This window comes from Streptomyces sp. NPDC057010 (assembly GCF_042673805.1).
Taxonomy (GTDB): Bacteria; Actinomycetota; Actinomycetes; order Streptomycetales; family Streptomycetaceae; genus Streptomyces.
Genome location: NZ_JBHUSC010000002.1, coordinates 344,597 through 356,897 on the forward strand (window position 1 = coordinate 344,597; position 12,301 = coordinate 356,897).

A 12,301-nucleotide genomic window follows, 5' to 3' on the forward strand; every position below is an offset into this window, starting at 1 on the left:
TACTTGGGATTTCGGGTCATAACTGTCGTTGGACGTGATGGAACGGCGGCAGCACGCTGCCGGTATGACCACCACGACGCCGGCCCGTACGACCACGAGGATGGCCGCCCTCGTCAGTGAGATCCGCACGGTCGTGGACCGGGGGCTGGCCCCCGATCTGACCGCCTACCTGGTGGGCGAACTGCTCGGCCCGCATCTGGGCGCGCCGGACCTCCTGACCGTCGCGCAGCAGGAGGGCGACCCGGAGCGCTACCGGCAGCACATCCTGCACGCCGAGTCCGACGGCAGCTTCTCGGTGGTCGCGCTGGTCTGGCTGCCCGGGCAGGAGACCTGCATCCACGACCACGTCTCGTGGTGTGTGGCCGGCGTGCACCAAGGGGAGGAGAGCGAGCGCCGCTATCGGCTCGCGCCCGGCGCGGGTCCGGCCCGGCTGGTGCCCACCGAGGACGTGGTCAACGGCCAGGGCGAGGTCTGCGGGTTCGCCCCGCCCGGCGACATCCACAAGGTGCGCAACTCCTGTCGCACGAAGGCGATATCGATCCACGTGTACGGGGCGGACGTGTCCCGGCTGGGCACCAGCATCCGTCGCGTCTACACGCAACCAGTCGACTGATGGCCCTCCTCCACCGCCCTCAGGGTGTGGCGGTCCGGCATGTTTCACGTGAAACATCCACTCCCTGGCCCGGGTTGGCGGCCGCTGCCGGTGGTGCGCTGGCGGCCTGGTGCATCCACCGTGTCGTGCCTGCCGTTCCCATGCTGACCGCCTCGGTGGTGCTGGGCATAGCCGTGGCACACCTTCCCGGCCTGCGTGCCTTCGTACGGGGAACGGCCCGCCCGGGCCTCTCCCTGGCCGGCCGGCGGCTGATGCGGATTGGCATCGTCCTGCTCGGGCTCGGCCTGGGGCTGGAGCAGGTCCTGCGCTTGGGCTGGGCGACCGTGGCCATGGTGGCCGGGGTGGTCGCGGCCACCTTCCTCGGCACCCTGTGGCTGGGCCGCCGCCTCGGACTGCCGGGCGACCAGCCGCTGTTGATCGCCACCGGGTATTCGATCTGCGGGGCCTCGGCGATCGGCGCGGTGAGCGAGGTGTCCGGGAGCGACGAGGAGGACGTGGCCGCCTCGGTGGCACTGGTCACCCTGTGCGGGACGCTCGCCATCGCCGTACTCCCGCTCCTCCAAGGGCCTTTGGGGCTGTCCGACCCGGCCTTCGGGCGGTGGGTCGGCGCCAGCGTGCACGATGTCGGCCAGGTGGTGGCGACCGCGCAGACCGCGGGCCCGGGCGCGCTCGGCGAGGCGGTGCTGGTCAAGCTGATGCGGGTGGCCCTGCTCGCGCCCCTGGTCGCGGCGGTCGCCTTCGCCGTACGGGCCCGCCGGCGCGGGGTGCGCACGGCCTCGGGTCGCCGCCCGGCACCGGTGCCGCTGTTCGTGGCCGGGTTCCTGGCCGCGGCCGCGCTGCGCGCCACGGGCGCACTGCCCGACGTAGCTCTGGAATGGGCGCACACCGCGCAGGAGGCGCTGCTCGCCGCGGCGCTCTTCGGGCTCGGGAGCGCGGTGCACCTGCCGACGCTGGCCCGGACCGGCGGGCGGGCCGCGGTGCTCGGACTCGGAGCCTGGGTGGTCGTCGCCGGCGTCTCGTACGCGGGAGTGCTGCTCACCGTATGAGCCGTGCACGGAAGGGAGTTGGCCAAATCATGGCCGGAACCGACCGAACGTTCTGACTGGCCGCTGACATCGACGCGCGGCCGTGCCACTCTGCCCCGGCAAGCCGCACAGTGCACCGCCGATCCGCACCGCTGATCCGCACCGCCGATCCGCACCGACCGTTCTTCACCCCCCACCCTGCCCGGGTCCGGGCACGGCAGAAGGAGTCATGCGTGAATCGTCATCGCACAGCCTTGTCGGCCCTCTTATCGGCAGGCGCCCTGATCACGGGCGTCCTGACGGCGGCCACCCCTTCGAGCGCGGCCGACACCCCCGCGTCCTTCCGGCAGCAGCACACCCAGGGGTTCTGGACCCCCGAGCGGATGCGGGCGGCCACCCCGCTCGACGTCACGGCGGCCCCGGGCGCGGTCCGGACCCCGGTCGCCGCCCCGGCGGCGCCCACCAGCATCCCCCCGACGGCTTCCGCGGCCGCCTCCCCCATGGCGTTCCCGCAGGCGGGCGGCGCCTGGACGGGCGGCGGGGCGGTCGTGAAGACCTCCGGCCGGGTCTTCTTCACCATGGGGGACCGGACCGCCTCCTGCTCCGGCGACTCGATCACCAGCGCCAACGGCAGCACGGTCATCACCGCCGGCCACTGCGTGAAGTACCAGGGCGCCTGGCACACGAACTGGGTGTTCGTCCCCGCCTACAACAACGGCAACGCGCCCTACGGCCAGTGGTCGGCCACCAAGACCTTCGCCACCGACCAGTGGGCCGCGAGCGAGGACATGAACATGGACGTCGGCCTCGCGGTCGTCGCCCCGCTGAACGGCCAGACGCTGAGCCAGGCCGTCGGAGCCCAGGGCATCCTCTTCAACGGCGGCTACAACAAGAAGATGTACTCCTTCGGCTTCCCCGCCGCGGCCCCGTACGACGGGACCAAGCTGGTCTACTGCAGCGGCAACAGCAGCAAGGACTTCCTGCTGACCAAGGATCACGGCCTGGCCTGCAACATGACCGGCGGCTCCAGTGGCGGCCCCTGGTTCCAGGACTTCAACGAGGCGACGGGCCTCGGCACCCAGGTGTCGGTCAACAGCTTCGGCTACACCTTCCTGCCGAACCGCATGTACGGCCCGTACTTCGGCAACGAGGCGAAGGCGGCCTACGACAAGGCCCAGACCGCCTGACCCACAGCCGCCCCACCGGCCCCGCCTGCCCGGTACTCTGTACCGGCCAGGTGGGTTGCCCGAGCGGCCTAAGGGAACGGTCTTGAAAACCGTCGTGGCGCGAGTCACCGTGGGTTCAAATCCCACACCCACCGCAGTTGAGCGGCCCCTGCTCGGTGATCCGGTCAGGGGCCGCTCGCGTATCCGTTGCGGGTGGTTGGTTCATCCGAGTGGTGTTTGTCGGAAGATCGGCGCGCGTCGTGGGTGCCGTGCGGTTGCGGACACATCATGACGAATGTATTCAGATCCGCCCGTCGGAACATCGCGAAACGAGGCATTCGTCATGGCTCAGCGCAGCGCCCTCACCTCGATCTGGACCTCCGTCCTCGCCGCCCTGGTGGCCCTGCTCACCGCTCTGGGTCTGGGCGGGAAGGCCGCTCCGGGCGCTGCCTCCGTCGCCGGTTCCGCCACCCCGGCCACCGCGGCCCCGGTGCGCCGGCCGGCCTTCGCGGCTCGGCGGACGTGGCGGGCGATGATGCGCGGAGGCTCCCTCCCGCCGACCATCAAGCAGCGCATCCGTGCCGAGGCGCACGGCAAGTCCCCGTCCGTCCGCCGGTCCACCACCGCCGCGGCCATGGGTGCCGGAACGGGAACCGCCGTACGGGAACCGCGTGGGGCGGCCCCGGTCGGAGCCCGCGTCGACGTCGCCGCCGGTGCCGCGAGGAAGGCACTCGCGCTCGCCGCGTGACGGGCCCCCGGCGTGGGGCACGGCTGGATCGCCCCGGCGGGCGACGGGGGCGTGCAGGGGGCGTGAAGCTTGGCATTGCAGGGCCGCAGGGCCGGGAGACGGTGGGGTTCCCGGACGACGCGGCCCTTTTTTGGCATGTCCGGAGGCCCCGATCTGACGGAACGGTTCATCCCTTGTGGGGCAGGGGTTTCAGTGGGTGCGGGGGCATTGACCTGGGGCTTCGGGGGCGCGAATGAGGTTTATCCGATGTTGGTCATGCTTGCGGGGGAATCGTCGGCTCCGGGGTGGTTCGCCGGGGATTCGGTGGGCAACTCTGGTCTCGCGACGTCGTCACCACACGGAACGACCGAGGCGGTCGGCCAACTGCCTTGGAGCAAGTCCCACTTCGGTTTTCTGGAGGATAAAGACATGGCAAGCATCCGTACCGCCCGCGTCATCGCCGCCGTCGCCGCTCTCCCCCTGGCCGTCGCCCTCTTCGGCGGGGTCGCCTCGGCCGACAACGGCTCCTTCGCGAACGACGGATCGAATGCGAGCGTCGCCAGCATCATCGGCAGTGGTGTGGGCGGGAACAACCACGGCAACTCGTCCACCTCGCAGCAGGTGGCCACCGGCTCCGGTGCGTCCAACCAGAACAACACCGCGCAGGTGAACGGCTCGGCCTTCACCGCGATCGACCAGGACAACTCGAACGTCTCGGTCAACTTCTTCCCGTGGTGGTAGTCGCGGCCTGAGCCGCTCGGACTGCTGAGGGCGCCTGCGCGACCGGACCGGCTGGGGTCCGGTAGTGCGGGCGCCCTCGCGCATGACCGGGCCCGTGCTTCGCCGAGGCCTTCCCGACCTTGACACCACAGGTGAATCTGACGGACAGTCAGGTTCACTCGATGATGTGATGCCGGGAGGCCAGCGCCGTGCACCTCGCCCCGACCGAAGGCCAGTTGCGGCTCCGCGCCGAACTGCGGGAGTACTTCCAGGATCTGCTGCCGGACGGAGTCCCCGAGGACCCGCCCCGCCAGCGCGAACTGCTGCGCCGCATAGGCGCCGACGGACTCCTCGGGCTCGGCTGGCCCGTCGAGTACGGGGGCCAGGGCCGCGGCCCCGACGATCAGTTCGTCTTCTTCGACGAGGCCTACCGGGCCGGCGCCCCCGTCTCGATGGTCACGCTCAACACCGTGGGCCCGACCCTGATGAAGTACGGGACCCCGGAGCAGAAGGACTACTTCCTGCCCCGGATCCTCAACGGCGACATCGTCTTCGCCATCGGCTACTCGGAACCCGAGGCCGGCACCGACCTCGCCTCGCTGCGCACCCGCGCGGTCCGCGACGGCGGGGACTGGGTGATCGACGGGCAGAAGATCTTCACCTCCAACGCGCAGAACGCGGACTGGGTCTGGCTCGCCTGCCGGACCGACCCGGAGGCCCCCAAGCACAAGGGCATCTCGATCATCCTGGTGCCCACCGACGCCCCGGGCTTCTCATGGACCCCGATCGAGACCGTCGGCGGACTCACCACCACGGCGACGTACTACGACTCCATCCGCGTGCCCGCCGGCAACCTCGTCGGCCCCGAACACGGCGGCTGGGGCCTGATCACCAACCAGCTCAACCACGAGCGCGTGGCCCTCGCGGCCATCGGCATGCAGGCCGAGGACTTCTACGAAGCCGCCCTCATCCACGCCCGCACCCCCGACCCGGACACCGGTGAGCGCCCGGCAGACCTGCCCTGGGTGCAGTCCCGGCTCGCCGAGGCCCACGCGCGGCTGGCCGCGGTACGCCTCCTCAACTGGCGCCTCGTCCAGGACGTGGGCGGCGGCACCCTGGCCCCCGGCGACGCCAGCGGCGTGAAGTTCCTCGGCACCGAATCCACCGTCGAGGTGTACCGGATGTGCCAGGAGGTGGTCGGCGAGCAGGCCCTGATCCGGGGGCCGGGGGCCGGGGCCTTCGAGGGCGGGGAGCTGGAGCGGATGAACAGGGCCGCGCAGATCAACACCTTCGGCGGCGGGGTCAGCGAGGTCCAGCGGGAGATCGTCGCCATGATGCGGCTCGGCATGAAGGGAAGGAAGCGATGAAGCCAGACGCGGCCGGGGCCACCCGGCAGGCGGCTGAGGCCGCCCGCCAGGCGGCCGGGGCAACCGAGACGGCCGAGGCAGCCGGAGCCGACGAGGCAGCGCGGTTCCACGCACTCCTGACCGCCTTCGAAGGCCGGCCGGCCGCGACCGCCGGCCGCGGCAAGGACCCGGTCAACGAACCGATGATCCGCCACTGGTGCGAGGCGATGGGCGACACCTGCCCCGCCTACACCGGGCCGGACGCCATTGCCCCGCCCACCATGCTCCAGGCCTGGACGATGGGCGGGCTCTCCGGCCACACGGACCGCTCCTCCGCCTACGACGAGCTCTTCATCCTCCTCGACGGCGCCGGCTTCACCTCCGTCGTCGCCACCGACTGCGAGCAGGAGTACCTGCGCCCGCTGCGCCCCGGCGACACGATCACCTTCGACGCCGTCATCGAGTCCGTGTCGCCACGCAAGACGACCAAGCTGGGCACCGGCCACTTCGTCACCACGCGCATGGACGTCCGCGCGGACGGCGAGCTCGCCGGTACCCACCGCTTCCGGATCCTCAAGTTCGCCCCCGCGCCCAAGCGGGAGGAGAAGCCCGCCGCCCGGCGCCCCCGCCCCGTGATCAACCGCGACAACCAGGGGTTCTGGGACGGGGTGCGCGACCACAAGCTGCTGATCCAGCGCTGCACCGCCTGCGCCACCCTCCGCTTCCCTTGGCTCCCCGGCTGCAACGCCTGCGCCTGTCCCGACTGGGACACCGTCGAGGCGTCCGGAGCCGGCACGGTCTTCAGCCACGTCGTCATGCACCACCCGCCCTTCCCGGCCTTCGATCCGCCCTACGCCGTCGCCCTCGTCGAGCTCGCCGAGGGGGTCCGCGTGATCAGCAACATCACCGGCGTCCCGTACGACAAGGTGCGCATCGGCCTCCCCGTCCAGCTGGAGTTCCTGCGCGTCGACGACGAGCTCGAACTCCCCGTCTTCCGCGGGAGTGCGGCCTGATGGACTTCCACCCCACCGAGGAGCAGGCCGCAGCGGCCGGCCTCGCCGCCCGGATATTCCGCGACCTCGCCACCCACGAACGCCTCGCCGCCGCAGGCACCGGCACTGACGCCGAGCTGTGGAAGGCCCTCGTCGCCTCCGGGCTGATCGCTGCCGTTCCGGACATCGGCCTGCTCGGCCTGGTCCTGCTGCTGGAGGAACAGGGCCGCACCACCGCCCAGGTCCCCTACGCCGCCACCTGCGCCTACGGGATGCTCCCGATCGCCGCGCACGGCACCACCGACCAGCGCGCACGCCTGCTGCCCGCCCTGGGCACGGGCGAGGCCGTCGCCACCGGAGCCTTCCCGGCCCGCGGCCGCCGGATCACCGCGTCACGGGACGGCCGGCTGACCGGAACCGTCGCCACAGTGCCCTGGCTGCGCGAGGCCACCCACGTGCTGGTCCCGGACGCGAGCCGGGCGCTGTGGCTCGTACGGACCGACGCCCCCGGCGTGCGGACCTCCCCGGTGGAGACCACCGCCCCCTGGTCGGCCGGGCGGCTGACCCTGGACGGCGCCGAGGCCGAGCGCGTCGGAACGGGCCCGTCGGCCTACGAGGACACGCTCGCCGCCGCCCGCACCGCCTTCGCCGGACTCCAGGCGGGCGTCTGCGCGGGCTCGCTCGCGCGGGCGGTGGAATACACCTCCACCCGCGAGCAGTTCGGCCGCCCCCTCTCCACCAACCAGGGCGTCATGCTGCGCGCGGCGGACGCCTACATGGACACCGAGGCGATCCGGGTCACCACCTACGAGGCGGCCTGGCGCATCGACGAGGGGCTCCCGGCGCGCGATCACGCGCTGACGGCCGCCTGGTGGGCCTCGGAGGCGGGCAAACGCGTCGTGCACGCGGGCCAGCACCTGCACGGCGGCATGGGCGCCGATCTCGATCACCCGGTCCACCGGCACTTCCTGTGGGGGCGCCAGCTGGACGCGTACCTGGGCTGCGGCAGCGAGCTGCTGGCCGAACTGGGCGCCGTACTGGCGCAGGAGGGCTGAGGCATGGTCGGCGCGCTGACAGTCGGCGGGGAACTGCCGCCGCTGGAGATCCCGGTCACCCGCACCCTGATCGTCGCGGGCGCGATCGCCTCCCGCGACTACCAGGACGTGCACCACGACGCGGCGCTCGCGCGGGAGAAGGGCTCCCCGGACGTCTTCATGAACATCCTCACCACGAACGGGCTGGTCGGCCGCTACATCACCGACCACCTCGGGCCCCACGCCGTTCTGCGCAAGGTGGCCATCCGCCTGGGCGCCCCCAACTATCCGGGCGACACCATGACCCTCACCGGCACCGTCACCGCCGTGGACGGGGACACCGCCGAGATCCGCGTCGTCGGCGCCAACGGCCTCGGCCACCACGTCACCGGCACGGTCACGGTGTCGCTGGTCCAGGGGGGCGCGGCATGAGCGTCCGCACCCGCGACGAACTCGGCGGCCGCGCCGCCATCGCCGGCATCGGAGCGACCGAGTTCTCCAAGGACTCGGGCCGAAGCGAGCTCAAGCTCGCCGTGGAGGCCGTGCACGCCGCCCTCGACGACGCCGGGCTCACCCCGGCCGACGTCGACGGCATGGTGACCTTCACGATGGACACCAGCCCCGAGATCACCGTCGCCCAGGCGGCAGGCATCGGGGACCTCTCCTTCTTCTCCCGGATCCACTACGGCGGCGGCGCGGCCTGCGCCACCGTCCAGCAGGCCGCCCTCGCCGTCGCCACCGGGGTCGCCGAGGTCGTCGTCTGCTACCGCGCCTTCAACGAGCGCTCCGGGCGCCGCTTCGGCTCCGGCGTGCAGCAGCGCGAGCCCTCGGCGGAGGGGGCGGCACTCGGCTGGTCGCTGCCGTGGGGGCTGCTGACCCCCGCCTCGTGGGTGGCCATGGCCGCCCAGCGCTATCTGCACACCTACCACCTCACCCCCGAGGCCTTCGGGCACGTGGCGGTCACCGACCGCCGGCACGCCGCGAACAACCCCGCCGCGTACTTCCACGGCAAGCCCATCACCCTCGCCGACCACGCCGCCTCACGGTGGATCGTGGAGCCGCTGAGGCTGCTCGACTGCTGCCAGGAGACCGACGGCGGCCAGGCCCTCGTCGTCACCACGACCGAGCGGGCACGCGAGCTGAGGCACGCCCCCGCCGTGATCACCGCGGCCGCCCAGGGCGCCGGCCGCCGTCAGGAGGCGATGACCTCCTTCTACCGCGACGACCTCACCGGGCTGCCGGAGATGGACGTGGTCGCCCGCCAGCTGTGGCGCACCAGTGGGCTGCGGCCCTCCGACATCGACGTCGGCATCCTCTACGACCACTTCACGCCCTTCGTCCTCATGCAGCTGGAGGAGTTCGGCTTCTGCAAGCCGGGCGAGGCCGCCGATTTCGTGGCCGCCGACGCGCTGCCGCTCAACACCCACGGAGGCCAGCTCGGCGAGGCGTACCTCCACGGCATGAACGGCATCGCCGAGGCCGTCCGCCAGCTGCGCGGTACCTCCGTGAACCAGGCCGCGGGGGCGGAGCACGTACTGGTCACCGCGGGCACCGGGGTACCGACGTCCGGGCTGATCCTCGGCGCCGACGGCTGAGATCCACATGACGAAGGTGCTCCGCCTCCTCCACCTTCAGGAGGTGGAGCACCCGCCGGCCCTACAACCTGAGGTGGACCCTCCTTCGGCACCTGCGGCCGATCCCAGGGCGTGCCCGCGCTCCTAGCGTGGAGCCATGACCACGCCTGTGTGCACACTCGCCTCGAATCCGACGCCGTACCCGTCGTTCTCGGCGTACGTCCGGACCCGCGGCACGGTCCTGATGCGCACCGCGCGCTCCCTCACCGCCAACCCCTGCGATGCCGAGGACCTCCTCCAGACGGCCCTGGCCAAGACGTACGTGGCCTGGGACCGCATCGAGGACCATCGTGCCCTCGACGGCTACGTCAGGCGGGCCCTGGTCAACACCCGCACCTCCCAGTGGCGCAAGCGCAAGGTCGACGAGTTCGCCTGTGACGAGCTCCCGGAGACCGAGGAGGCCCCCGCCGCGGATCCCGCGGAGGCGCAGGCCCTGCGCGACGCGATGTGGCGCGCGGTCACCCGACTGCCCGACCGGCAGCGGGCCATGGTCGTCCTGCGCTACTACGAGGACCTCAGCGAGGTGCAGACCGCCGAGCTCCTCGGGGTCTCGGTCGGGACGGTCAAGAGTGCCGTCTCCCGCGCCCTGGTCAAACTCCGCGAGGACCCGGAGCTCACTCCCGTCAGGTGAGCGGGAGCGATGTTTCACGTGAAACGCCGCTCCGCGCGCGGCCGCGAGGGATGTTTCACGTGAAACACGGAGTGGTTTCTACCCTCGGGTAGTGACATGCCGACCGGTACGTGCGCAGAATCGGCAGCATCCGTAGCCGCCGCAGCGCCGCAGCGCTCACCGGGAGGACGCTTTGCTGAGCACCATGCAGGACGTACCACTCCTCGTCACCCGCATACTCCAGCACGGGATGACGATCCACGGGAAGTCCCAGGTCACGACCTGGACCGGGGAGGCCGAGCCGCACCGCCGCAGCTTCGCCGAGATCGGTACCCGCGCCACCCGCCTCGCGAACGCCCTGCGCGACGAGCTCGGCGTGCAGCAGGACGATCGTGTCGCCACCCTCATGTGGAACAACGCCGAGCACGTCGAGGCCTACTTCGCGATCCCCTCCATGGGCGCGGTCCTGCACACCCTCAACCTGCGGCTCCCTCCCGAGCAGCTGGTGTTCATCGTCAACCACGCCGTCGACCGCGTCGTCCTGGTCAACGGCACGCTGCTGCCCCTGCTCGCGCCGCTGCTGCCGCACCTGCCGACCGTCGAGCACGTCGTGGTCTCCGGCACCGGCGACCGCTCCGTACTCGAAGGCCTCGACGTGCGCGTGCACGAGTACGAGGAACTCCTCGCGGGCCGTGCCGACAGCTACGACTGGCCCGAGCTGGACGAGCGCCAGGCCGCGGCCATGTGCTACACCTCCGGCACCACCGGGGACCCCAAGGGCGTCGTCTACTCGCACCGCTCGATCTACCTGCACTCCATGCAGGTCAACATGACCGAGTCGATGGGGCTGACCGACAAGGACACCAGCCTCGTCGTGGTTCCCCAGTTCCACGTGAACGCCTGGGGCCTTCCGCACGCCACCTTCATGACCGGCATCAACATGCTGATGCCGGACCGCTTCCTGCAGCCCGCCCCGCTCGCCGAGATGATCGAGCGGGAGAAGCCCACGCACGCCGCCGCCGTCCCCACCATCTGGCAGGGACTGCTGGCCGAGGTCACCGCCAACCCGCGGGACCTGACCTCGATGAAGCAGGTCACCATCGGCGGCGCGGCCTGTCCGCCCTCCCTGATGGAGGCCTACGACAAGCTCGGCGTCCGCCTCTGCCACGCCTGGGGCATGACCGAGACCTCCCCGCTGGGCACCATGGCGCACCCGCCGGCCGGGCTGAGCGCCGAGGAGGAGTGGCCCTACCGGATCACCCAGGGCCGCTTCCCGGCGGGCGTCGAGGCCCGCCTGGTCGGCCCCGGCGGCGACGTCCTGCCCTGGGACGGGGAGTCCGCGGGCGAGCTGGAGGTGCGCGGCAACTGGATCGCGGCCGCCTACTACGGCGGTGCTTCGGGCGAGCCCTCCCGGCCCGAGGACAAGTTCAGCGCCGACGGCTGGCTGAAGACCGGCGACGTCGGCATCATCACCTCCGAGGGCTTCCTCACCCTCACCGACCGCGCCAAGGACGTCATCAAGTCCGGCGGCGAATGGATCTCCAGCGTCGAGCTGGAGAACGCGCTGATGGCACACCCCGAGGTCGCCGAGGCGGCGGTCGTCGCCGTCCCGGACGACAAGTGGGGCGAGCGCCCGCTGGCGACGGTCGTCCTCAAGGAGGGCGCGAGCGTCGACTACACGGCACTGCGCGCGTTCCTCGGCCAGTCCATCGCCAAGTGGCAGCTGCCGGAGCGCTGGACGATCATCGGGGCCGTTCCGAAGACCAGCGTCGGCAAGTTCGACAAGAAGGTGATCCGCAAGCAGTACGCCGACGGCGTGCTGGACGTGACGAAGCTGGACTGACGGGCTCTCAGCCCTTGGTGAGCCACGGCCGCAGCAGCTTGCTGACCGCGGGCATGGCCACGTAGGTCATCAGGGTGCTGAAGACGACGGCGAAGGCCGCCGTCCGCAGCACGAAGGGAAGATCCACCAGATACGGCCCGAGCACCGCGTTGCCGGCGAGCGAGATCGGGAAGATGGCCAGCCCCGAGCTGATCGCCATCTTCCACCTCGGCGGCGCGGGCCGGGTCGTACCCGGCTTGGCGAACCACGTCTCCATGCCGTGCAGTTCCCGGCGGGCTATCTCCGTGTGGTGGTGACCGAGGCAGTTGGAGAACCACTCCGCCCGCTCCGCGGAGTCCTGCCAGCGCTGGAAGGCCGCCTGGTTGCGGAAACGGTGGACCAGGAACCACGGCCCTCCCTCGGCCGCCGGGCGGAAGAGCCCGTAGCCGAGGTGGTCGGGAAAGCTCGCGGCCGTCTCCAGGATCCCGTGGGCCCAGGCCTCGAAGGTCTCCTCGTGCCCCGGTTCCACCTGCCGTGCGATGAGCAGGTTCACCTCCCCGTTGTCGGCGGGGACGGTGTGCTCGGTCGTGTTGATGATGGCCATCGGCCCAG

At 71.4% G+C, this 12,301-nt stretch carries 13 protein-coding genes and 1 tRNA gene; 13 read left to right on the plus strand and 1 reads right to left on the minus strand.

Annotated features, from left to right (window positions below):
- The first annotated feature begins 64 nt into the window (after positions 1-64).
- The 13 genes from ACFTXQ_RS04125 to ACFTXQ_RS04185 all read left to right on the plus strand — a co-directional run bounded on the left by ACFTXQ_RS04125 (position 65) and on the right by ACFTXQ_RS04185 (position 11,710).
- A complete protein-coding gene (locus ACFTXQ_RS04125) occupies positions 65-613 on the plus strand; it encodes a cysteine dioxygenase (RefSeq protein WP_382635654.1) in 549 nt (182 codons plus the stop codon).
- The gene (locus ACFTXQ_RS04130) at positions 613-1,659 is read left to right on the plus strand and encodes a YeiH family protein (RefSeq protein WP_382635655.1); all 1,047 of its coding nucleotides are present in this window, start codon (positions 613-615) and stop codon (positions 1,657-1,659) included. The genes ACFTXQ_RS04125 and ACFTXQ_RS04130 overlap by 1 nt, the downstream gene beginning before the upstream one ends.
- A gap of 212 nt (positions 1,660-1,871) precedes the next feature.
- Positions 1,872-2,825, plus strand: coding sequence for a peptidase (locus tag ACFTXQ_RS04135; protein WP_382635656.1), 954 nt, complete (start codon positions 1,872-1,874; stop codon positions 2,823-2,825).
- A 49-nt stretch (positions 2,826-2,874) separates the two neighbouring features.
- Positions 2,875-2,959 (plus strand) — tRNA-Ser (locus tag ACFTXQ_RS04140).
- Between the two features lie 188 nt (positions 2,960-3,147).
- Entirely contained in the window at positions 3,148-3,552 is a 405-nt protein-coding gene (locus ACFTXQ_RS04145; protein WP_382635658.1) for a DUF6344 domain-containing protein, read from the plus strand.
- 408 nt (positions 3,553-3,960) lie between these two features.
- Complete coding sequence (locus ACFTXQ_RS04150; RefSeq protein WP_382635660.1) at positions 3,961-4,272, plus strand: hypothetical protein; 312 nt, start codon at positions 3,961-3,963, stop codon at positions 4,270-4,272.
- A 188-nt stretch (positions 4,273-4,460) separates the two neighbouring features.
- A complete protein-coding gene (locus ACFTXQ_RS04155) occupies positions 4,461-5,618 on the plus strand; it encodes an acyl-CoA dehydrogenase family protein (RefSeq protein ID WP_382635662.1) in 1,158 nt (385 codons plus the stop codon).
- Positions 5,615-6,610 (plus strand): bifunctional MaoC family dehydratase N-terminal/OB-fold nucleic acid binding domain-containing protein, encoded by a 996-nt coding sequence (locus tag ACFTXQ_RS04160; protein ID WP_382635664.1) that lies wholly within the window; start codon positions 5,615-5,617, stop codon positions 6,608-6,610. Before ACFTXQ_RS04155 ends, ACFTXQ_RS04160 begins: the two co-directional genes overlap by 4 nt.
- Positions 6,610-7,644, plus strand: coding sequence for an acyl-CoA dehydrogenase family protein (locus tag ACFTXQ_RS04165; RefSeq protein ID WP_382635666.1), 1,035 nt, complete (start codon positions 6,610-6,612; stop codon positions 7,642-7,644). The genes ACFTXQ_RS04160 and ACFTXQ_RS04165 overlap by 1 nt, the downstream gene beginning before the upstream one ends.
- Positions 7,645-7,659: 15 nt before the next feature.
- The gene (locus ACFTXQ_RS04170; protein ID WP_382635788.1) at positions 7,660-8,055 is read left to right on the plus strand and encodes a MaoC family dehydratase; all 396 of its coding nucleotides are present in this window, start codon (positions 7,660-7,662) and stop codon (positions 8,053-8,055) included.
- Positions 8,052-9,218 carry a lipid-transfer protein gene (locus ACFTXQ_RS04175; protein WP_382635668.1) on the plus strand — a complete coding sequence of 389 codons (1,167 nt, stop codon included), beginning with the start codon at positions 8,052-8,054 and terminating at the stop codon, positions 9,216-9,218. The genes ACFTXQ_RS04170 and ACFTXQ_RS04175 overlap by 4 nt, the downstream gene beginning before the upstream one ends.
- Before the next feature lie 136 nt (positions 9,219-9,354).
- Positions 9,355-9,888 (plus strand): SigE family RNA polymerase sigma factor, encoded by a 534-nt coding sequence (locus ACFTXQ_RS04180; protein WP_382635670.1) that lies wholly within the window; start codon positions 9,355-9,357, stop codon positions 9,886-9,888.
- Positions 9,889-10,060: 172 nt separating this feature from the next.
- Positions 10,061-11,710 (plus strand): long-chain fatty acid--CoA ligase, encoded by a 1,650-nt coding sequence (locus ACFTXQ_RS04185; protein WP_382635672.1) that lies wholly within the window; start codon positions 10,061-10,063, stop codon positions 11,708-11,710.
- A gap of 7 nt (positions 11,711-11,717) precedes the next feature.
- Here ACFTXQ_RS04185 and ACFTXQ_RS04190 read toward each other — a convergent pair whose 3' ends face one another.
- Positions 11,718-12,293 (minus strand): antibiotic biosynthesis monooxygenase, encoded by a 576-nt coding sequence (locus ACFTXQ_RS04190; RefSeq protein WP_382635673.1) that lies wholly within the window; start codon positions 12,291-12,293, stop codon positions 11,718-11,720.
- Positions 12,294-12,301 lie beyond the last annotated feature (8 nt).